Raw genomic sequence first — 21,491 nt, forward strand, 5'->3', positions numbered from 1 at the left:
GCGGCCAGCGCCCGCTCGGTACGCCGGGCCGTGCTCGGGTCCAGCGCGGCCGTCGCCTCGTCGAGGATCAGCGTGTGCGGGTCGGCCAGGACGAGCCGGGCCAGGGCGAGTTGCTGCGCGTCGGCGGCACTGAGCTCCCGCGCCCCGTCGCCGAGCGCCGTGTCGAGCCCGTCGGGCAGTTCGGCGTACCAGTCGGCGCCGACCGCCACCAGCGCGGAGCGCATCTGGGCGTCGGTGGCCTCCGGGGCGGCGAAGGCGAGATTGTCCCGCAGCGAGCCGAGGAAGACATGGTGCTCCTGGGTGACCAGGGCGATCCGGCGGCGCCGTTCCGCCGGGTCGAGGTCGGTAACCGGGCAGCCGCCGACGGTCACCTCGCCGCTCCGGGGGCGGTCGATTCCGGCCAGCAGCCGCGCCAGGGTCGACTTGCCAGCCCCTGACGGCCCGACGATCGCCAGCCGTTCGCCGGGCCGGACCGTCAGGTCGATGCCGTGCAGCACGTCCCGGCCGTCGGCGTAGCCGAAGCGCGCTCCGCAGACCGCGAGCTGGGGCCCGGCCGGCGCGGACGCCCCGCCCCGGGGTTCCGGCGGAACCTGGCCGACCCCGAGCACCCGGGCGAACGAGGCGAGACCGCGCTGCGCCTGCTCCAGCCAGATCAGGAGCTGGTCCAGCGGACCGCTCGCCTGTTGCGCGTAGAGCGCGGCGGCGACCACCTCACCGATGCTCACCAGTCCACTGTCGAGACCGAGGCCGCCGACGAGCAGCACCGCCGCGATCGGCAGCGCGTAGCTCGACTCCACCACGGGGAAGAAGACCGACCGCAACCCGAGGGTACGCCGCCGGGTCGCCCAGACCCGGCGGATCCGCTCCCGGCCGTGCGCGACGCGTGCGCCGGTGAGCCGGAGCGCCTCCACCGTCCGGGCCCCCTCGGCGGTGGTGGTCAGCGTGTCGGTCAGCTCCGCCGTGGCGGCGCCCTCGGCGAGATAGGCCGGCGAGGCCCGGCGCAGATACCAGCGGGTCACCAGGAGGATCGAGGGAAGCCCGGCCAGCGCCGCCAGGCCGAGCAGCGGATGCAGCAGGAAGATCGCCCCGAAGAGCAGGGTCAGTTGCGCCGTGGCGATCACCACCACCGGCACCACCTGGCGGACCGTGATGCCGACCGTGCCGACGTCGACCGCGCTGCGGGTGGCGAGGTCTCCGGTGCCGGCCCGTTCGACCACGGCGACCGGCAGGGCCAGGGTCCGCCGGACGAACTCCTCGCGCAGCCGAGCCACCGCGCGCTCCCCGAACCGGTGGCCGGCGTACTGGGCGTACCGGGCGAGCAACGCCTGCCCCAGCACACAGCCGGCGATCGCCATCGCCAGCCCGTCGATCGCGCCGGCCCCGGCACCGGCCACCACCCGGTCGACGATGACCCCCACCAGCCACGGCGCGGCGAGTCCGGTGGCGGTGGCGGCGACGTGCAGCGCCAGGATGGCGGCGACCGTCCGGCGGTCCCGGGCGATCAGGCCCAGCGCCGCCCGGCGTACGGCGGCCAGGTCCGCCACCGGCAGTCCGGTCACCGCAGCACCCCCTCACCGTCGGCAGGGCCGCCGGCCGCGACCGGTTCGCCGTCCCGGGAGACCAGTGCCCGGTAGTCCGGGTCGGCTTCGAGCAGCTCGGTGTGGCTGCCGGTGGCGACGATCCGGCCGTCTCGCAGGTGCGCCACCCGGTCGGCGGCGGCGAGCAGCAGCGGCGAGGTGGCGAGCAGCAGGGTGGTCCGCCCGGCCCGGGCCGCCCGGAGCCGTTGCGCGATCCGCGCCTCGGTGTGCGCGTCCACCGCCGAGGTCGGGTCGATCAGGATCAGCACCTCGGGCTCGGCGAGCATCGCCCGGGCCAGGCGTACCCGCTGCCGCTGGCCGCCGGAGAGACGGCGGGCCCGGGTGTCGATCGCCGTGTCGAGGCCGTCGGGCAGCGCCTCGACGACGTCGTCGGCCGAGGCGACCCGCAGCCCGGCCAGGATCTCGGTCTCGTCCCGCCGCCCGGCACCGTGCAGGATCTCCCGCAGGGTCCCGGCGAAGAGGTAGGAGTCGTGGTCGGCGACGAGGATCCGGGAGCGCAGCTCGGGCAGTGCGATCGCGGTCAGCGGCACCCCGCCCCAGCTCGCCCGGCTGGCGACGTACCGGCCGAGCCGGTCGGCCAGGGCGACCGCCTCGGCGGGATCGGCGGCGGCGACCGCGGTCAGCCGGCCGCCGGGGACGGTGAGCCCGGTCTCCGGGTCGTGCAGGTCGGCGAGGCGGGTCGGAGCCGGTTGGTCCCCGCCGCCGGCTACGTCGCCCGGAGTCCGCCTGTCGCCCGGAGTGAGCACGTCGTCCGAGCCCTGCACGTCGTCCGGAGTCAGCACGTCGTCCGGAGTGAGCTTCAGCAGGGCGATGATCCGGCGGGCCGCGACCCGGCCCCGGATGAGCTGGTAGCTCGCCTCCAGCATGAACCAGACCGGCACGATCAGGACCGCGACGTACCCGTAGACGGCCACGAGCTGACCGACGGTGATCTCGCCGCTGACCGCCATCCGGGCGGCCAGCCAGACCACGGCGGCGAGAAAGCCCGCCGGGATCGCCACCGTCAGCGCGTCGATCCAGCTCCGGACCGCGCCGACCCGGTAGCCCTCGGCCAGCAGTTCCTGGGAGCGGGCCGCGTACCGGTGGGCGAAGAGGTCCCGCCCGCCGACCCCGGCGAGCACCCGCAACCCGGCGACGATGTCCCCGGCCCGGGTGGTGAGCTGGCCCTGCCGGTGCCGGTAGGCGGACTCGACCCGGTCCAGCCGGCGCAGCAGCGGGCCGACGATGACGGTCACCGCAGGCACGCCGAGTAGCACGCAGAGCGCGAGGAGCGGCGAGATCGACCAGAGCACGACCGCGACGACCCCGTACGCGACGATCGCGCCGACCCCCGGGCCGGTCATCGTCAGCACCCCCGAGGTGTTGACGATGTCGGAGCCGCCGACGGTGGCGACCTCGCCGGCGGCGAGCTTGCGCGGCAGTACGGCGCCGATCCGGGAGAGCTGCCGCAGCAGTACGCCTGCGGAGCGTGCGCTCGCGTCCTCCCGGATGAAGGTCATGGTGCGGTGCCGCATGATGCCGAGCTGGGCCAGCCCCAGCCCGGCGACGACGATCGCAGCCGTCCAGAGCAGCAGCGCCCCGGTGTCGCCGGTGCGCAGCCCGTCGTCGACCGCCCGGGAGATGAGGTAGGGCCGTAGCGAGAGCGCGACCATCCAGGCCGTGCCGACCAGGCTGCCCCGCAGCACGCGCAGCGGTTGGCTGCGCACCAGCCACCAGATGTAGCGGATCGGCCCCCGCGTATCCGGTACACCCGGGTCAGGGTGCGGGAGCTGCGGGGACACGGAGTCAGGCTACCGACGCCGTCCATGACGCACCTACCCATTTCAGGAAGGGTGCGGAGGCAACGGGCGGCCCGGGTGCGTCGTCGGTAGCGTCCCGACATGGCGGTGTTCCGGACTCTCCCCGTGCCGGGACCTGGTCCGCCGGTACCGGCCGGGCGCGATGCCGTACCGGCGCTTGAACGCGGCACCGAGGGCGAACTCCGAGGCGTAGCCGACCCGCCCCGCGATGGTGGTCAGGGGCGTGTCGGACTCCCGGAGCAGCCGGGCGGCGGTGGTCATCCGCCACCAGGTCAGATAGGCCAGCGGCGGCTGACCGAGTAGCGCGGTGAACCGGCGCGCGAACGGCGCCCGGGAGAGTCCGGCCTCGGCGGCCAGGGCCGCGACGGTCCAGGGGTGTGCCGGGTCGCGGTGGATCGCCCGCAGTGCCGCGCCGGTGACCGGGTCGCGTAGCGCTGCCGCCCAGCCGGGACCGTCGCCGGGCTGCGGTGCCCGGTCGTACCAGGCCCGCAGTGTGTAGAGCAGCAGCGTGTCGAGTAGTGCGGGCACGATGGCGTCGGTGCCGAGGCGCGGGGACGCGAGTTCGGCGGCGAGCAGGTCCACGGTGGACCGCAGTTCGGGGTACCGCCCGAGGTGCGCGGGAAGGTGGATCAGATCTGGCAGGGCCGCCAGCAGCGGATGGGTGCCGGCCGGGTCGAGTTCGTACGCTCCGCAGAGCGTCACCGTCACGCCGACCGACGCCTCCGCCGCCGGCACTCCGCCGCCGACGGCCGGAACGCCGACGGCCGGAACGCCGACGGCCGGAACATCGACGGCCGGAACGTCGACGGCGGGAACGGAGGCGAAAGCGGCGGCACGGTCGGTGACACGGCCGACGGCGGGAGAGACGACGGCGGGAGAAATGGCGTACCGGGCGCGGGACCGGAGGTCGGTCGGATCGCAGCCGGGCCCGGTCGGCCGGGTCGACGGGCTGTCGGCGAGGGTGTGTCCGCGCCCGTGCGACAGGAAGAGCACGTCACCGGCGCCGAGCGGCACCGGCTCGGTCTCCGGGCGGATCAGCCAGCAGGGCCCGCGCAGGATCACCTGGAAGCCGGCGGCTCCGGGCACCGGGCCGAAGTGCTGGGCCCACGGCGCCTGCCAGGCCAGTCGGGCCGATCTCGGCCGTCCGGTCCGCATCACCGCGATGACGTCGCTCAGCACGTCCACCGGGCCACGATATCCGCGCGGAGGGTACTCACCCGAGACGGAGGCGTATGAAACGAGGACCGGAAAACATAGGCCGTCTCATGCCCGGCGCCATAGGTTGCTGATCATGAGAGCCGCACGAATTCACGAGTACGGCGAGCCGTCGGTGATCCGCTATGACGAGGTGCCCCGCCCGGTTCCCGGTGCCGGGGAGGTACTGATCGAGGTGGCTGCCGCGTCGTTCAACCCGTCGGAGATCGGCCTGCGCCGAGGGCTGCTGCGATCCGTCTTCGCGCTGGAGTTGCCGTACACCCTGGGGTGGGACGTGGCCGGGACGGTCATCGAGGTCGGCGCCGGCGTGCGGACCCCGGCCGTCGGGGACCGGGTCGTCGGTCGGGTCGACACCGGCGGCACCGCCGCCGAGTACGTCGTAGCGGCGGCCGGCACCGTCGTGCCGGCGCCCCGCACGATCCCCCTCACACACGCCGCCGCCCTGCCGGTCGCCGGACTCACCGCCTGGCAGGCGGTGTACGAACACGCCGGGCTCGCCCCCGGGGCACGGCTACTGGTCAACGGGGCGGGTGGCGGCGTCGGCGGGTTCGCCGTACAGCTCGCCCGGCACGCCGGGGCGTACGTCATCGCGACCGCCAGCCCGCGCAGTGCCGCCCCGGTACGCCGGCTCGGCGCGGACCGAATCGTCGACTACACGGCGACGCCGCTGGCGGAGGCGCTGGACGGGCCGGTCGACGCGTTGCTCAACCTCGTGCCGATCGGAGCGCGTGAGGCAGCGGCCCTGGTGCCACTGGTCCGGCCGGGCGGCGTCCTGGTCTCCGCCACCATCCCGATCGGGGTGCCGGCCGACGGGCCGATCCGGACGACGCAGTTCGTGGTCCGCAACGATCCCGGCCAGCTCGGTGAACTGGTCGGGCTGGTGGATGCCGGCATCGTGCGGGTGGATGTCGCCGGCACCAGGCCGCTGGCCGAGTTGGCCCTGCTGCACGGGGATGCGGAGGCCGGCCGACTTCGGGGCAAAATCCTCCTGATCCCGGCGCATGCCGCATGAACCGACATCCGGGGCGACGGCGGCGGCACCACCGGAGGCCGGCTCGCGCCGTGGCTGCTGCCGATCACCCTCACCTGCGACGACCGTCCGCCGCTCGTACCGCCACCGCCGCCGTTCCCTGGTAGCCGGGCCAGTCCCGCCCTGCGGGGCGCCCGGCGGGCGCCCCGGCGTACGGTGGTGGTCCTGCCAGCCGGTCCGCGAGCCGGGCCCCACCTCGGGAAAGGCGGACCGATGCTCATCCCCGCCCGCTTCAACGGGCCGCCCGGTTCCGGCAACGGCGGCTACTCCGCCGGCCTCTTCGCGCACGGCGGCACCTGCGAGGTGACGCTGCGGATGCCGCCGCCACTGGACACCCCGCTGTCGCTGCTCGACTGCCAGGTCCGCACCGAGGACGGCAGCGTCGTGGCCGAGGTCGCCCCGGGGGCCGAGGTCGAGACGGCGGTCCCACCGATCGGGTACGCGGAGGCGGTCGAGGCCGCCGAGGCGTACCCCGGTTTCACCGCCCACCCCTTCCCGACCTGCTATGTCTGCGGCCCCGACCGGAGCGACGGGTTGGGCATCTTTCCCGGCCGACTCGCCGACGGCAGCACCGCCGCCCCGTGGAGCGTCCCGCCGGACGTCTCGCCCGCCACCGTCTGGGCCGCCCTGGACTGTCCCGGCGGCTGGGCGGTGATCGGTGCCGACCGCCCGTACGTGCTGGGCCGGATCGCCGTACGCCTGGACCGGCTCCCCGCCCCCGGCGAGCGCTGCGTGCTCCGCGGCGCCCTCGTCGCCGCCGAGGGCCGCAAGGCCCTGGTGCACACCACCCTGTACGCCCCGGACGGCGCCGAACTGGCCCGCGCCCGAGCCACCTGGATCGCCCTGCCCGCCCCCCACACCACCGGGTAGTCCGCCCACCGCCCACACCGCCGCGCTCACCTGGACGCCAGCACGGGACCGTCCGTGTCCCTGCTGTCCCGCACCCCGACGACCCCCACCAGGTTGCCCGCCACCTCCACGCAGTTGCCACCTCCGCTTCGGCCGCTCGTACGCCAGTCCGCCCGGGACAGCTCGACCGTCATGCCGGAATCTCCTCCGCGATCGACGCGATCAGCTTTCGTGATTGCGCCTCGGTCAAGCCAACTTCCTCAATATCTCCCGAGACGGCCAGACGCGCTTCCACCTCGTGCGACTTTTCCGGGTACAGCGCGCCGGTCAAATCTTCGCTGTGGACGATCGGTGGCTCGGTCCGACGGCCGAACCCGTCATCGGGAAACCCCAGGACCGCAAAGCCACCAATGGCACGCTCGGCCCGGTAGATCCTGTCGGGTCGGGTCGGGTCGGGTCCGGTCGGGTCGGGTCCGGTCGGGTCCGGTCCGGTCGTGGTGCTCTGCCGCGCGGGTCTGCGAACCGCCGCTCGGGCACGAACCCACGTCTCCCGGGCGCGAGTGCCACCCGCGCCGACCCCGTCCCCCGTTCCCCCGCATTCCGTACGGTCCGCCGCCGCTGTCTCCCCACACCGGCGACGTACCGCAGGTTGGCACTGCTCTCATTCTTTCCCGCCGACAGGCGCCCTCGTGGCCTGGCGGCGACCTCAGATCGTTACCCGCCGTACTCTTCGGCGATCGACGTGATGAACTTCCGGGACAGGTCTTCGGTGAGGCTGAGCGCCTCTATGTCAGACCAGACGGCGGCATGACTGTCCACCTCGTGCGGCTGCTCGAGGTAGATGGCTCCGGTCAAGCCACCGCTGTAGACGATCGGCGGCTCGGTCCTACGCCCGAGGCCGTCGGTGGGGAACTCCAGGATGGCAAACCCGCCATTGGCGTGTTCGGCGCGGTGGAGCCCGATGGAGAACGGCAGCACCCGCACCGAAATATTCGGTTGTTCGCTGACGGTCACCAGGTGTCGCAACTGTTCGCTCATCATCGACCCGCTGCCCGCGGCGCGACGCAACACCGCCTCGTCGAGGATCACGTCGAGCTGTGGAAGCGGACCCCGCTGCCGGCTGAGGATCGCCTGCCGTCCGAGCTCGACCTCGACCATCCGCTCGCGTTCGGCCGGGCCGAGTTCGGGACTGCCGATCCGCACGAACTCCGTGGCGTAGGCCGGAGTTTGCAGCAACCCCGGAACGAACTGGGGCTCGTACATTCGAAGACGACTGGCGGCGGCCTCCAGTCCGGCGTACAACTCGAACCACTGGGGGATGGCGGCACCGTAGGAGTGCCACCAGCCGCGTCCCCGGGTTTCCTTGGCAAGCCCGGTCAGGGCCTCGGTCATTTCTGGTGACGCACCGTATATCCGGCACATCGCCTCGACGTCCAGTGAGCGCATACTGGTCGCCCCGCTCTCGATGCGCCAGATCTTCGGCATCGACCACTCCAGCGCCTCCGACACCACCCTGATGGTGAGCCGCGCCTCCTCACGGAGCTGGCGTAGATGCCGTCCGAGCTCCCTGCGAGGAACGGTGGAGTCCACCCCTGCCTGCACTACAGTCCCCCTCTCCGGCATTACCTTCGAGCGAACATTTCACTCGGTATGTAATGTCCGTTGTATACTCTCCGTGATTCCAGTAATTACAGATCGTCAGAGGGAAATCGTTCAGTCAACACGTAATATTGCATTGTTCCGCGCTGTAGTAAAGCATCGATCGCATGGCAGCCGAACCTCTGACGACCGAAGCTGGGGGAACGGAAATGCGGGACCACGACCCGACCGCTCCCCTGTGGACCTGCACGGAGTGTGGGAACGACTGGCCGTGCGCCGCCCGAAGACGGCAGCTCCGTGCGGAGTTCGCCGGCAGCATCGTCTCCCTCAGGTACTACCTCGCCCACCATCTCGTCAACGCCGCCGAGGATCTGCGGCATGTTCCGGCCGGTTGGTTACACAATCGTTTCATCGCCTGGACCGATCGCGCCGCCGAGCCCCCGCCGTACACGTCGGCGGACATCCTGGTCAACAGCTATCTGTTAGCAGACTCACACAGTCCCGACCGGTTCGGACGGTGCCCAGTCTGCGGCGATCCCGCCAACTGCTGGGTGCGACTCGACCCGAACGGTCCAGGCTTTCTCATCCCGGTCCCCTGATGTTCGAGCCACCCCGCCCCGGAATGGTGGTCTACGTCGGGGCGGCGGCGAGCGTACAGTTCGGCGGTGGGCGGGCGCTGCTGTTCCGGGTGACCCGGGTGAGCGAAAAACCCACCTATCACGGTTGGTGCTGGCTCACCGGCTACACCTTGGACGAAGTCGGCGAGGCCGTCGAGCGCCGAGAGATCTACGTACAACTCGCCGGCCTACGGCCGGTCCGCCCTCGACCGAGGGAACCGAAACGCGCGCCCGCCACCTCGAACCGGGGCCCGGACCTCAGCCGGCGCCCCACGCGGATGCCGAACCGCGCTCCTGTCGTCGCAAGATGAAGCCGGAGTGTAAGGAAGGGCCCTTCTTATCCAGAAAAGATAAGAAGGGCCCTTCCTTACACTCCGGCACCGAAAGTTTCGACAGGTCGAGTTTATCGCCCCGCAGGCGGGTACGGCGGCCCGTTCGGGCGAGAACGGGCTCGAACCGCGCAGTCGTCGGATAGTGCCGGCGACGGGATGCCTCCGCCGGACGATTCGACGGGAACGCCGTTCGTGCGGCGTCAGTGCGTTGGGGGTGGGCCAAGTAGCTCGATGCCGTGCCGGGCGGCGGCGTGTCCGAGGGCGGCGGGATCGACCGGCCCGGGGTCCGGCAGGCGTCGCTCCCGGGCCGGCTCGCCGACGTCGGCGGCGAACCGCTCGAAGCCGGAGGGTGCGGTGATCTGCAGGGTACGCAGCGGCTCGTGGGGGCCGACCAGGAAGGTGTGTGCCAGGCCCGCCGGCAGCAGGACGAAGTCGCCGGGGCCGGCAGGGAACACCTCGCCGTCGCAGCGGAACTCGACGGTGCCGGAGAGCACGTAGAACATCTCGTCCTCGGAGAGGTGCCGGTGCAGCGGCGGCGCGAAGCCGGGCGGGTTGACGAACTCCACGACGGTGACCCGGTCACCGGTCTCCGCACTGTTCGCCTTGACCGTGACCAGGCTGCCGAGAAACCACATAGCCTCGCCCTCGGTCTCCCGGCGGATGAATGGACGGATGCCTGTCTGGGTCATTGCTGCCGCCTCCCCTGTCTCGTCGCCCGCACCCGGCGACCGGCACGCCGCCGCGCGTGGGGCGAGCGTTCCCGGCCAAATTCGAGATACTCACAGTATAGTGAATATGCAGCTAGTATGACGAAGTCATGAGCGGTGTCAACCCCAGACCCAGGCGGCGTTACCAGTCCCCGGTCCGCGCGGAGGCGGCCCGGCGTACCCGGCAGGCGATCGTCGCGGCGGCCGGCGAGATGTTCGTCGCACGCGGGTACGCCGCGACCTCGCTCGCCGAGATCGCGGAGGCCGCCGGGGTCTCCCGGCCGACCGTCTTCGCCGCCTTCGGCTCCAAGCCGGCCCTGCTACGTGAGGCCCTCGACCAGGCGCTCGCCGGCGACGACGAGCCGGTCGCCGTCGCCGACCGGCCCTGGTTCCGGCCCGTCTGGGACGCCACCACCCCGGCCGGGGTCTTCGACGCCTACGCCGAGGTGTGCGTGCTGATCGGCGGCCGGGCCGCCCGGCTCTTCGAGACCGTACGGCGGGCTGCGGACGACGCCCCCGAGATGGCCGAGCTGTGGCGGACACTGCTGCGCAACCGGCGGGCCGGTGCCACGATGGTGCTCACGCACGCCCGCGACCTCGGACCGCTCACCCCCGACCTCGATCCGGACCGCGCGATCGACGTCCTCTGGCTCTGCAACGACCCGGCGCACTACGCCACCCTGGTGCACGAATGTGGCTGGTCCGAACGGGACTTCACCGGCTGGCTGGCCGCCACCATGCGCCGCGCGCTGCTACCCCACTGAACCTGTGCACCCGGCGCCCGCCCGTCCGTCCGGCATGTGTCACCGAACGGGTATCGGGGTACACCGATCAAATGCTGCGTAGGCGCCAACGTCGAGGCTCCACGCACGGATCAGGAGGTGTGTTGTGGTCAGGATTCCATCACTGATGCGCCACTCGGAGCCGGCGCCCGCGCGGGACAAGAACCGCGACGGTCGCGTCGACGCCCGAGACGACAACCCCGGCACCGGCGGCGAGAAGCCGGACGTCCGGGACACCAACCGCGACGGTCGCGTCGACGCCCGGGACGAGGGGGCCACCGCCACCGCCGCCCCGGTCGCCGACACCGACCGGACGGGCGGCACGACGCCCCACCGGGGCCGCACCACGGTCCCCGACCGGGACACCGGGACCTCCCCCACCGTCCCGGAGACCGAGACCCGTCCGGCTCGGCCGGACGCGGCGACGACCACCGACACCCGCGCGACGGACGACCGGAGCGCCGATCCCGAGCGAGGGCTCGGCGAGCGTACGCCCGAGGGCACCGAGCGGGTGGTGGTCGACCGCGGTCCGCGCCCCCGGGCCAGCATGCTCGCCACGCTCAGCCTGGTCTTCGGGGTGGCCGCCGTAGCGTTCGTGCTGGCCGGCGCCCTCGCCGGATACGGCATCGTGCTCGGCGTCATCGCCCTGCTGCTGGGCGTCAGCGGCGTCTCCGCGACCGCACGCCGGCACGTCGCCGGCAAGACCGACGCGTTGATCGGGATCGTCCTCGGAGTCGGTGCCGTCGTCACCGCCGTGCTGGCGATGACCGGCCAGTTCGAGTGGCCGACCACCGACGGCGACGTCGTGGTCCGGTTCCGCGAGTGGCTTGATTCACAGTTTGTCGACCGGTTCTGATCGGGTAATGACCTGCGCGGAGCGGTGGTGCACCGCTCCGGCCCCGCCGGCCGGTGGTGGTTCACCACCCGTGCGAACGTTTTCGGGGGCGGCAACGATGCCGCCCCCGAATCGCGTTCGGCCCCGAGACGCGCCCCGTCAGCCGGCTGGCGCGCCACTCACCGACCATCACGCAACGGTTCGCCACCATGTCCCGACGCAGACGCAACGATCAGCCGCCGTAAGCAACTCTCAGCCGTGGTTACCGCCGGCCGGCCCGCATAGCGTGGGTTTCGGCGCCAGCCCGTGAGCCGTACCGAGGCCGGGCGCGCCCGAACCCCGGGAGCAGGACCATGACGTTGGACGCCACCGCCACCACCACCGGCGGGCGTACCCAGGCAGGACCGCCGCAGACCCGGCGCTACCTGATGTGCCGGCCGACGTACTTCGCCGTCGAGTACGCGATCAACCCGTGGATGGACCCGGCCACACCGATCGACACCGCGCTCGCGGTACGCCAGTGGGAGACGCTGCGGCGGACCTACCTGGAGCTCGGTCACACGGTCGAGGAGATCGAGCCGCTGCCCGGCCTGCCCGACATGGTCTTCGCGGCCAACGGCGCCACCGTGCACGACGGACGGGCGCTCGCGGTGCAGTTCCGCGACCCGGAGCGCGCCGACGAGGCGCCCGCGTACGCCGCCTGGCTGGACCGGGCCGGCTTCGAGGTACACGGGGCCAAGCACGTCAACGAGGGCGAGGGCGACGCCCTGCCGGCCGGTGGGCTGCTGCTCGCCGGCACCGGGTTCCGGACCTCGCACGCGGCACACGCCCACCTCCAGGAGGTCTTCGGGCTGCCGGTGATCACGCTGCACCTGGTCGACCCGCGCTTCTACCACCTGGACACCGCGCTCTGCGTGCTGGACGACACCACCGTGGCGTACCTGCCGGAGGCGTTCTCGGCCGGCAGCCGGGCGGTGCTGCGCCGGCTCTTCCCGGACGCGGTGCTGGCGAGCATGGCCGACGCCGAGGTGCTCGGGCTGAACGCGGTCAGCGACGGGCGGCACGTCGTCCTTCCGGCCCAGGCCACCGGACTGTCGGCCGCGCTGCGCGAGCGCGGCTACGACACAATTGGCATTGATTTGTCCGAGCTGCGCAAGGCTGGCGGCGGACCCAAGTGCTGCACCCTGGTGCTGCGGGAACGAGAGGCGACCAAGTGATCGTGGACGACGTGCTGCGCACCCCCGAGGCGGTACGCGAGGCGGAGCGCTGGACCGCGCACAACTACCACCCGCTGCCGGTGGTGATCTCCTCGGCCGAGGGCGCCTGGGCCACCGACGTCGACGGCCGGCGCTACCTGGACTGCCTTGCCGGCTACTCCGCGCTGAACTTCGGGCACCGGCACCCGGCGCTGGTCGCCGCCGCCCACGCCCAGCTCGACCGGCTCACCCTGACCAGCCGGGCCTTCCTGCACGACCAGTTCGCCGACTTCTGCCGGGAGCTGGCAGAGCTGGCCGGCAAGGACCTGGTGCTGCCGATGAACAGTGGCGCCGAGGCGGTGGAGACCGCGGTCAAGGTGTCCCGGAAGTGGGGCTACCGGGTCAAGGGCGTGCCGGCCGGGCAGGCCACGATCGTGGTGGCGGAGGGAAACTTCCACGGCCGTACCACCACCATCGTCAGCTTCTCCACCGACCCGGAGGCCCGGGACGACTTCGGGCCGTACACGCCGGGGTTCCGGATCGTCCCCTACGGCGACCTGGCCGCGCTCGCCGAGGCGGTCGACGAGACCACCGTCGCCGTCCTGCTCGAACCGATCCAGGGCGAGCAGGGCGTCGTGGTGCCGCCGCCGGGCTACCTGCCCGGGGTGCGCCGGCTCTGCACCGAACGGAACGTGCTCTTCGTCGCCGACGAGATCCAGTCCGGGCTGGGCCGGACCGGCGAGACGTTCGCCTGCGACAACGAGGGCGTCGTCCCCGACATGTACGTCCTGGGCAAGGCGCTCGGCGGCGGCATCGTGCCGGTCTCGGCGGTGGTGGCCGACGCCGACGTGCTCGGCGTACTCCAGCCGGGGACGCACGGCTCGACGTTCGGCGGCAACCCGCTGGCCTGCGCCGTCGGCACCGAGGTGGTCCGGCTGCTCGCCCCCGGCGACTTCCAACGCCGCTCGGCGGAGCTGGGCGCGCGGCTGCACGCCGGCCTGCACGGGCTCGTCGGCGAGGGGCTGCTCGCGGTACGCGGCCGCGGGCTCTGGGCCGGCATCGACATCGATCCGGCCTTGATGACCGGGCGGCAGGCGTGCGAGCGGCTGGCCGAGCGCGGCGTACTCGCCAAGGACACCCACGGCTCGACGATCCGGCTGGCGCCGCCACTGGTGGTCGAGGAGCACGAGATCGACCACGTGCTGGAACAGCTCGCCGCCGTACTGCGCTGAACCGGATCTCGCCGCCCCGGTCCGGCCGGCCCGCGTGGCGGGCCGGCCGGACGGTCAGCCCCGGTTGGGCAGCCGGATCGCCATCGTCGGCGCCTCGGCCATCACCGAGGTCGGGTTCGTCATGCCGCCGGAGGTCCAGATGCTCGACCGCCCCACCTGTACACCCGGATAGAGCTCCACGATGTCGCCGCCGCGCATCACCCGGGACTGCTGGCGCGGCAGCGCGATCCGCTCGGCCTCGTCCAACGACCCGCCCGGCCGTACGCCGGAGCCGTTGGTGCTGACGTCCTGGGCGACGAGGTCGCCACCGCGCAGCTCGAACCGGACGTGGCTGCGGCTGATCCAGCGCCGCGCCTCGTCGTTGAGCCACTGGCCGAGCCGGATCCCGGCCGAGTCCTCCGGCGCCCGACCGACCACCACCGGACGCTCGGCGGTCACCACGAACCGGCGCCGGACCATGCCGCCGATCCGGACCGACAGCACCTCCTCGTTCGGCCTCGGCCCCGCGTCGCTGAGCCGCTTCTCGTGCCGGGGGCACATCGGCGCGCCGCCCCGCAACGTCGGCGGCGGCTGGCCGCTCGGCTTGCGGTCGATCTCGGCGAGGTCGGCGAACGCGCCGCCACCGCCGCCACCGCCGAAGAGCACACAGCCCGGCTCCTTGCAGCGCCAGGTGCGGGCCAGCAGCTTCCGGCCGGTCGGTGACGGGCCGGCGGCCGGCGGCACGGTGCCCTTCACCCGCTGTGCCAGGACCGGCCCTCCGGCGCCGGGCAGCGGGGCGAAGAGCCGGCCGGGCTGGCTGGTCACCCAGGGGAAGCGCCCGGACATGCCGTCGAAGCGGCCCCGGCTCAACACCGGCAGGCCGAGCAGGTCGGCCACCTCCAGCATCCGGTCGCCGGGATTGTTGAGCACCTCGACCAGGCCGTTGTCGGCCCAGCGTCGCAGCACCATCCGCTCGTTGGAGGTGAGGTCGGCGTCGCTGAGCAGCGCGCGGTGCACCACCGCGTAGACCGGGACGCTGTCCTCCTCCAGATGCCGGCCGAGCGCGTCGATGACCATGCCCAGTCGCATGGTGCTGGCCGGCCGGCCGCCGTCGAGATCCTGGTAACGGACCACCTCGGCCAGATCCAGCACCGCCCGTACCAGCGACGGGTCGGTGCTGACCCGGTCCTCGATCGCGTCGAGGACCTTGCTTATCTCGAATCTCACGCCGCTCCCCGGACTATCTCGTCGATACGCCGCGCCAGCTCGACGTCGCGTCGGGTGACCCCACCCACCGAATGGGTCGCACAGCGGAAGGTCACCGTGCGCCACCGGATGTCTATGTCGGGATGGTGGTCGAGCTCCTCGGCGACCAGCGCCACCCGGTCCACCACACCGATCGCGTCGGGAAACCCGGGCAGCTCGACGGTGCGACCGATGCCGGCCGGATCGCCGGTCCAGCCGTCCAGCCCCGCCAACTCGGCCCGCACCGCCTCCGCATCCAGCACCTCTGCCATGGCCAGACCTTACCGCCGAGGTTCCCTCCCGTGGTGTCCAACCGCCGCGGCCAACCCCTCACCACTCACCGGTACCGGGTGCGGTCCGGCCGCCGGAGCCCTCGATAGCGGTCGGTGCGGATGGTGAACGGTCGCTATTCTGTCCGGCGTCCGGCCACGCCGGGAGATCGCGGATGGCCTTTGTTCCCCCGGGAGGATCGTGTGCAGCACCGACGGCTGACGGCCATCGCCCTGGCCCTGATCACCGCCTTCGGCGCCGCCGCCTGCGCCGGGCCCGGCAGCGGCGGCGACGGCTTCGTGGCGAGCACCTCCTCGTCGCCGGAGGCCAGCGCCGCCGACGCCCTGATGACCGCTGCCCGCAGGCTGAGCGGGGAGCCGTTCACGACCACGGTGCGACTGGCGGAAATGTCGGCGCAGGGCGCGATGGACCCGACCGGCAGAAGGGCCAGGATGTCGATAAAGTTCCGCTGGGCGGGGGTGTCGGCGGATATGGATGTCATCCTGTTCGGCGAGAGCCTCTACGTGAAGGAAGACTTCTACGCGCGGTACGGCGGCGAGCCGAACCTGCCCGCAGAGTGGATGCGGGTCGACTACGCGAGGATCAACCGGGGCAGCGCGCTCGACATCGTGTCCGGCGAGGGCCCGGTCGGCGCGGGCAACCTGATGAGGGGCCTCGTCGACGTCGAACGCGACGGCGAACTCGGCTTCAGGGGCACCGTGGACCTGGCCAGATCGCTGAAGGCGTACGGCGCCACGACGACGGTGGTGCCGTTCACCGCCACCGTCGACCAGCAGGGCCGGCTCGTCGCCTTCTCGGTGGACGCCGAGAAGGTCTCGTGGACGACCGGCGACATCAGGGCCAGCTATGACAATCTCGGCGAACCGATCGAGGTCACCGCGCCGGAGCCGGCGATGGTCGTCGAGATGCCGGACGACCGCTTCGCGGTGCTGAACAGCTGACCGGAGGGCTCGGAGGGCGGGCGTGAGCGGCCCCCGCACGGGGGCCGCCCCTCCCCCCGGTTACCTGCCGGACTGTCCGGCGATCCCCCCGCCGTCTGCGGTCCGCCCGGCCCGCAGTGGCGCGCCGACCGCGTGCAGGTGATGCAGCGCCTGCCGGTAGGAGTCGAAGAGACCGGTCTGCTCGTACGGGATGCCCTGCTCCGCGCAGTACTCCGCCACGACCGGCTGGGCCCGGCGCAGGTTCCCCCGGGGCATGCTCGGAAACAGGTGGTGCTCGATCTGGTAGTTGAGGCCGCCCAGCGCGAAGTCGACAAGTGCCCCACCCCGGACGTTCCGCGAGGTCAGCACCTGCTTTCGCAGGAAGTCGAGGTCGTCGCCGTCGCCGACCATCGGCATGCCCTTGTGGTTCGGCGCGAACGAGCAACCCATGTAGAGCCCCCACAGCCCCTGGTGGACGGCGAGGAAGGCCAGCGCCCGCCCCGGTGAGAGCACCATGAAGAGCGCGCCCAGGTAGCCGGCCGCGTGCAGTGCCAGCAGGATCGCCTCGGTCCGGCGGTGCCGCATCGGCGTACCGTCGGTGAGCGCCCGCACGCTGGCGACGTGCAGCGCCAGTCCCTCCAGCAGCAGCATCGGGAAGAACAGGTATGCCTGCCGCTGTGCCAGCCACCGCCCGAAGCCCCGGGTGGCGAGCGCCTGCTCGGATGTCCAGACCAGAGCGCCCGCCCCGACGTCCGGATCGTCGTGGGAGTGGTTCGGGTTGGCGTGGTGCCGGTTGTGCTTGTCGACCCACCAGCCGTAGCTGAGTCCGATCGCCAGGTTGCCGGCGAGCAGCCCGGCCACCTCGCTGGCCCGCCGGTTCCGGAACATCTGCCGGTGTCCGGCGTCGTGGCCGAGGAAGGCGACCTGGGTGGTGGCGCCGGCCAGGAACGCCGCCACCGCGAGCTGCCACCAGGAGTCACCGACGGCGACGAAGGCGATCCAGCCACCGACGAAGAGGCCCACGGTCAACGCGATCCGGGCCACGTACCAACCGGTGCGGCGCTCCAACAAGCCTGCCGCACTGATCCGTCGAGACAACCGTGAGTAATCACTTCCCCGGCGACTATCCGATTCGGCCAGCGGTGCGAGTGCCGCCATCGTCAAGCTCCCAATGTCGCTTTCGCTACGCCGGTCGGCGGCAGCGCTGATCTCCAGTCTCCGGAAGATCGTTGCGCTCAGTAACCCTGGAAACCCCCGTATCGGGGGTAGTGGTACCACCACCGGAGGCTCGGCCGGGGTGTTGGGCCCGACGTTCTCCGGGCTCGCCGAGCCGGCGGTGCGCCCGCACTCCCGTCGACCCCTGCGACCGGTCAGGTCATCCGGTTGACGGCGGAACGCAGCCGGCGCAGGTCGCGGCGCCGCCGCTCGTACGTCATGGCCAGGCCGATCAGGGCGAAGCCACCGGCGGCCAGGAAGATCCACCGGGGTAGCCGGTCCCAGACGTCGACCATCTCCCGCAGCGCCAGTACGGCGAGGACGGCACCGCCGAGCAGCACCGGCGCCTGGCGGCGCCAACGGGCACCGGCCAGTACCGCCGCCAACGCGCCGACGCCGAGCAGCAGCCGTCGCCACGGCTGATCACCCACCACGAGCACCGAAACGAGGCTCGGCAGCAGGGCGGCACCGAGCCCCGGCCCGTACGCCAACCAACTGCTCAGCGCCGGCCGGGCCCGCAGCGCCAGCCAGCCGGCGAGCAACCCGAGCAGCGCGGCCGGCAGCGTGTACGCCTCGACCAGCGCCACCCGGGCCGAGGCCAGCAGCAGCCAGGCGGCGAACAGTTCCGCCCCTGCTGCGGCGGCGGCCCGGGCCCAGCGCTGTCGCACCGGCTCGGCCGGACGCAGGGCGCGCAGCCCGAGCGCCACCCCCCAGAGCGTGCAGACCGCCGACGCGTACCGGATCTCGCCGATCGTCAGCAGCAGGGCGATCAGCGCAGTGGCGTGGCTGGCCACCTCGACGGCGACCGCCTCGGCCGACCGATCATGGCCGGACCACCGGGCGGCGCGTGCCCTGCCGGTGGTGAGGCCCGTATCGCCGGTGCGTGCCCTGCTGCGGGCGAGAGTCCTGCTGCCGGCGAGAGTCCTGCTGCCGGCGAGAGTCGTGCTGCCGGCGAGAGTCGTGCTGCCGGCGAGGGCCAGTGCCGCGACGGCCAGCACCGGCAGTGCGATGATCCGCAGCGGCAGTCCGGCGGCGGCGCCTGCCGCACCGGCCAGGGTCGCCGAGGCGGCGACGCCGGTCAGCCATCCCCCGATCCGGGCGGCCGGCCTGTGACCGAGCAGGCCGGCGGTCAGCCCGGCCGCCGCGACCAGCGCCAGCCCGGCGAGCGTGCTCGGCCTGGTCGGCAGCAGTCCGGCCAGCCCCGCAGCCCCGAAGGCGACGCCCGGGAACACCAGCCACCGCCGGGGTACCGGCGAACCCTGCCGGCGGGCGCTGCGGCGCACCGCCAGGGCGAGCGGGCCGGCCACCCCGGCAGCCAGGCTCGCCGCCGGTACGGCCGGCCAGCCGGCGCCGGCGGCGACCAGCCCGACCAACACGGTGCCGACCGCGAGCGGCGCCGCGACCAGGGCTGCGGTACGCACGGTCCCGTGCCACGCCCGGCCGGCGACCGCCGCCGCCATCGTGAGCAACAACAGGGTCAGGGCGTCGTGACCGTCCAGCAGCCAGCCGTCCGGGCGGGCACCGGTCCCGGCCGGATACAGCCCGACCCCGGTCGGCGGCCCCGACCAGATCCGGCCCAACCAGTGGTATGGCACGAGGAGCACGGCCAGCAGCGCCGGTACCGCCACCACGCTCGCCCGGAGCAGCAGGATCGCCCCGGAAACCAGCGCCGGTACGGCAACCGGGGCAGGACCGGCAACCGGGGCAGGACCGGCAACCGGGACAGGACCGGCAACCGGGACAGGACCGGTGGCGGATCCCGGTCCGCCGACAGGCCCCGGCTCCGCCGCAGACCCCGGTCCGGCGGCCGGCTCCGGTCCGGTAATCGCTGGCCGGTCGGCGGTTACCGTCCGGGACTGCGCCCCGCCCCGGCCGACCACCCATACGCTCAGGCTGAGCAGCAGCGCCCCGGCGGCGTACGGGCCGGCTGGTTCTCCGACGCCGGGCAGCGCGGGCGCCATGCCGACCGCGAGCGCGACCGACGAGAACGCCGCACCGGCGTACGGCAGGTAGTGCGGGACCGCCCGACGAACCGGCACCAGCCCGGCGGTGAGCAACACGGCGGTGACCAGCACGGCCCGTGCCTGCCACCACGGCGGCACGTCGGCGGCGAAGAGCCCGATCAGGACGGTCAGCGGGGTCGCCAGCACCGCGACGGCGAGTCCGACACCGCCGACCACCCGCCGAAGGGCCTCCGACCCAGGAGGCGGTGAAACGGACGCCGGGCCGGTTTGTCGTGCCGGAGCGGCGGGCCGGAGTGCGGTCAGTGCCACCGCCGCGCCGACCAGCACGACGCCGCCGAAGACGGTTGCCGCACCGGCCGGCCGGGCCAGGCCGGTGAGGATCGCGTGCCCGGCCAGCAGCGCCGCACCGGTGCCCGCCGGCACGGCCGAGCGGACCGCCCGACCCGGCCGCGCGGCGGCCACGCCGAGCGCGGCGGCGAGCACCACGTCCAGCGCGGAAACGCCCCACCAGGGCAGCGGAAGCGCGGCCGGCACCGCCAGCGTCGTGAGCACGGCACCGGCCAACAGGACCGGCGGCCGGTCGCGCCGCCGGCCGAGTATCACGAGCGCCACGGCGACCAGCGTCAGCGCCAACGGAAGCTGCCAGTCGAACGGCGCATCCCGCGCGGTCAGGTCGGCATGCCAGAGCGGTTGCGAGCGCACCGCCACGCTTGCCGCGACCAGCAACGCCATCGCCCCGGTCAGCACCGCCAGGGCGGCGACCACGACCAGACCGCCGGCGCGGGGGCCGGCCCGTACCCCGGCCGGCAGTAGCCGGGCGGTGGCCGCGATCGCGACGGCGAGCAGCACGGCGATCCCGGCCGTCGCGCCGAGCAGCGGCCAGGACGTCTCGGCGACCGCCCGGACCAGCGCCACCGCCAGCACCGGCACGACGAGCGCCGTCGCGCCGGCACCGGCGGCGACGCTGCGCAGCCGGAGCGCCGCGGCGACCGGCAGCAGGGCGCTCACCAGCAGCGGTACGCCGGCGAGCGCGGCGAGCGGGCCGTCCGTGGTGACCACCGCCAGCATCCCGCAGAGCGTCGCGGCCACCGTGGCGATCCCGTAACCGGCCCAGGCGACGGACCGGCGGACCCCGTCGATCGGGTCCACCGGCCCGTCGCCGCCCCGCCCCCGGGTCATCAGGAGGTTGCCCGCGGCCAGTCCGGCGAGCGCCAGGGACCAACCGGCGGCGCCGAACCCCGCGTCGATTGCCAGCAGCGGCACCACCGGCTGGGCCAGCAGCAGCCCGGCGAACCACGGCGCCGCGAGTCGGGTCAGCCGGTGGTAACCCCCCGCCACCACCGCGCCGACCCCGAGCACCAGTGCCGCGTACCGGCTCGGGGGCCAGGCCGCCACGCCGAACAGGTCGACGGCCCACCCGGCGTACCCGTCGAGCACCACCAGGAGCAGGCCGATCGCCGCGAAGGTCTCGGCGGTGGCGGCCAGCCCTCGCCGCTGGGCCAGCAACGGCGCGGCCAGCGCCAGTCCGGTCAGCGCGGCGAGGATCGTCGCCCGGCCGGCGATCCCGACGGCGGCCCAGGCCACCACCGTGAAGACGATCGCCGCCGTACCGAGCAGCAGCCCACCGAGGACGAAGAGCACGTTCTGCACGGTGCGGGTGGACGCCTCCGGACGGGTGGACGTTGCCGGACGGGCGGACGCCTCCGGCGGGCGTTGGGCGCGCTCGGCGGGGAGATGCGGCGGGGCGGTGCCGGGCGGGAGAGCGGCCGGCCCGCCGCCGCCCGATCCGGCATCGGCGGGCCGGGCGGTGGCCGCCGCCGTCCGGACCCGCTCGGCCAGCGCGTCCCGGCGCCGGCGGAGCTGCCAGAGCGTGGCGTCGAGACCCAGGTACGCCCGCCTGGCCTGTTCCACCCGGCCGGCCAGCGCGGCGATCTCCGCATCGAGCCGGATCACCTCGGCCGCGGCGTGATCCGGTTCCCGGCCGCAGCTCGGGCAACCGGTCGACAGGTCGGCCGGGGCCCCACAGACCGGACAGGGGTACGCCTTCGCGGAAGCGGTCACGATGCCATACTGCTGCGCCGCCGGG

At 73.3% G+C, this 21,491-nt stretch carries 18 protein-coding genes and 1 pseudogene; 8 read left to right on the top strand and 11 right to left on the bottom strand.

All coding sequences use genetic code 11. The features are described 5' to 3' along the window. Window positions 1-107: 107 nt before the first annotated feature. The 3 genes and pseudogenes from ACN28C_RS00005 to ACN28C_RS00015 form a co-directional block, all read right to left on the bottom strand. Window positions 108-1,559: pseudogene (locus tag ACN28C_RS00005) on the bottom strand (ABC transporter ATP-binding protein); the annotation flags it as partial. Beyond that, window positions 1,556-3,379, bottom strand: a complete 1,824-nt coding sequence (locus ACN28C_RS00010; protein WP_422771571.1) for an ABC transporter ATP-binding protein — start codon at window positions 3,377-3,379, stop codon at window positions 1,556-1,558. The pseudogene ACN28C_RS00005 and the gene ACN28C_RS00010, both read right to left, overlap by 4 nt. A gap of 42 nt (window positions 3,380-3,421) precedes the next feature. Next, window positions 3,422-4,582: an AraC family transcriptional regulator gene (locus ACN28C_RS00015; RefSeq protein WP_422771572.1), complete on the bottom strand. Its 1,161-nt coding sequence runs from the start codon at window positions 4,580-4,582 to the stop codon at window positions 3,422-3,424. Between the two features lie 106 nt (window positions 4,583-4,688). Here ACN28C_RS00015 and ACN28C_RS00020 point away from each other — a divergent pair, with 106 nt between their 5' ends. Then, window positions 4,689-5,624 carry an NADP-dependent oxidoreductase gene (locus ACN28C_RS00020; RefSeq protein WP_422771573.1) on the top strand — a complete coding sequence of 312 codons (936 nt, stop codon included), beginning with the start codon at window positions 4,689-4,691 and terminating at the stop codon, window positions 5,622-5,624. 231 nt (window positions 5,625-5,855) lie between these two features. Further along, entirely contained in the window at window positions 5,856-6,512 is a 657-nt protein-coding gene (locus ACN28C_RS00025; RefSeq protein WP_422771574.1) for a PaaI family thioesterase, read from the top strand. A 26-nt stretch (window positions 6,513-6,538) separates the two neighbouring features. Here the strand turns inward: ACN28C_RS00025 and ACN28C_RS00030 are convergent, their stop codons facing one another. The 3 genes from ACN28C_RS00030 to ACN28C_RS00040 form a co-directional block, all read right to left on the bottom strand. Further along, window positions 6,539-6,685, bottom strand: a complete 147-nt coding sequence (locus tag ACN28C_RS00030; protein ID WP_422771575.1) for a DUF397 domain-containing protein — start codon at window positions 6,683-6,685, stop codon at window positions 6,539-6,541. Continuing rightward, on the bottom strand, window positions 6,682-6,822 hold the full coding sequence (locus ACN28C_RS00035) for a hypothetical protein (RefSeq protein ID WP_422771576.1): 141 nt from the start codon (window positions 6,820-6,822) through the stop codon (window positions 6,682-6,684). The genes ACN28C_RS00030 and ACN28C_RS00035 overlap by 4 nt, the downstream gene beginning before the upstream one ends. Window positions 6,823-7,205: 383 nt before the next feature. Next, entirely contained in the window at window positions 7,206-8,114 is a 909-nt protein-coding gene (locus ACN28C_RS00040; protein ID WP_422771577.1) for a helix-turn-helix domain-containing protein, read from the bottom strand. 574 nt (window positions 8,115-8,688) lie between these two features. Here ACN28C_RS00040 and ACN28C_RS00045 point away from each other — a divergent pair. Continuing rightward, window positions 8,689-9,018: a hypothetical protein gene (locus ACN28C_RS00045; protein WP_422771578.1), complete on the top strand. Its 330-nt coding sequence runs from the start codon at window positions 8,689-8,691 to the stop codon at window positions 9,016-9,018. Window positions 9,019-9,239: 221 nt separating this feature from the next. Here the strand turns inward: ACN28C_RS00045 and ACN28C_RS00050 are convergent, their stop codons facing one another. Further along, a complete protein-coding gene (locus ACN28C_RS00050; RefSeq protein ID WP_422771579.1) occupies window positions 9,240-9,728 on the bottom strand; it encodes a cupin domain-containing protein in 489 nt (162 codons plus the stop codon). Window positions 9,729-9,856: 128 nt separating this feature from the next. On the opposite strand from ACN28C_RS00050, the gene ACN28C_RS00055 reads away from it, so the two are divergent. The 4 genes from ACN28C_RS00055 (at window position 9,857) to rocD (ending at window position 13,791) form a co-directional block, all read left to right on the top strand. Continuing rightward, entirely contained in the window at window positions 9,857-10,510 is a 654-nt protein-coding gene (locus ACN28C_RS00055; protein WP_422771580.1) for a TetR/AcrR family transcriptional regulator, read from the top strand. A 145-nt stretch (window positions 10,511-10,655) separates the two neighbouring features. Further along, window positions 10,656-11,384 (top strand): thrombospondin, encoded by a 729-nt coding sequence (locus ACN28C_RS00060; protein WP_422771581.1) that lies wholly within the window; start codon window positions 10,656-10,658, stop codon window positions 11,382-11,384. 332 nt (window positions 11,385-11,716) lie between these two features. Next, window positions 11,717-12,580: a dimethylargininase gene (gene ddaH / locus ACN28C_RS00065; RefSeq protein WP_422771582.1), complete on the top strand. Its 864-nt coding sequence runs from the start codon at window positions 11,717-11,719 to the stop codon at window positions 12,578-12,580. Beyond that, window positions 12,580-13,791, top strand: a complete 1,212-nt coding sequence (rocD, locus tag ACN28C_RS00070; protein ID WP_422774907.1) for an ornithine--oxo-acid transaminase — start codon at window positions 12,580-12,582, stop codon at window positions 13,789-13,791. Before ddaH ends, rocD begins: the two co-directional genes overlap by 1 nt. Before the next feature lie 54 nt (window positions 13,792-13,845). Here the strand turns inward: rocD and ACN28C_RS00075 are convergent, their stop codons facing one another. Beyond that, window positions 13,846-14,997, bottom strand: coding sequence for an FHA domain-containing protein (locus ACN28C_RS00075; RefSeq protein ID WP_422771583.1), 1,152 nt, complete (start codon window positions 14,995-14,997; stop codon window positions 13,846-13,848). Then, window positions 14,994-15,287 (bottom strand): 4a-hydroxytetrahydrobiopterin dehydratase, encoded by a 294-nt coding sequence (locus tag ACN28C_RS00080; protein WP_422771584.1) that lies wholly within the window; start codon window positions 15,285-15,287, stop codon window positions 14,994-14,996. Before ACN28C_RS00080 ends, ACN28C_RS00075 begins: the two co-directional genes overlap by 4 nt. A gap of 201 nt (window positions 15,288-15,488) precedes the next feature. Between ACN28C_RS00080 and ACN28C_RS00085 the strand changes: the two genes are divergently transcribed. Continuing rightward, window positions 15,489-16,247: a hypothetical protein gene (locus ACN28C_RS00085; protein WP_422771585.1), complete on the top strand. Its 759-nt coding sequence runs from the start codon at window positions 15,489-15,491 to the stop codon at window positions 16,245-16,247. 60 nt (window positions 16,248-16,307) lie between these two features. On the opposite strand, the gene ACN28C_RS00090 is transcribed toward ACN28C_RS00085, so the two are convergent. Both ACN28C_RS00090 and ACN28C_RS00095 read right to left on the bottom strand, forming a co-directional pair. Next, the gene (locus ACN28C_RS00090) at window positions 16,308-17,384 is read right to left on the bottom strand and encodes a fatty acid desaturase family protein (protein ID WP_422771586.1); all 1,077 of its coding nucleotides are present in this window, start codon (window positions 17,382-17,384) and stop codon (window positions 16,308-16,310) included. Window positions 17,385-17,596: 212 nt separating this feature from the next. After that, window positions 17,597-21,466 carry an SCO7613 C-terminal domain-containing membrane protein gene (locus tag ACN28C_RS00095; RefSeq protein ID WP_422771587.1) on the bottom strand — a complete coding sequence of 1,290 codons (3,870 nt, stop codon included), beginning with the start codon at window positions 21,464-21,466 and terminating at the stop codon, window positions 17,597-17,599. Window positions 21,467-21,491: the final 25 nt, after the last annotated feature.

Source organism: Plantactinospora sp. WMMC1484, from assembly GCF_049315195.1.
Taxonomy (GTDB): domain Bacteria; phylum Actinomycetota; class Actinomycetes; order Mycobacteriales; family Micromonosporaceae; genus Plantactinospora.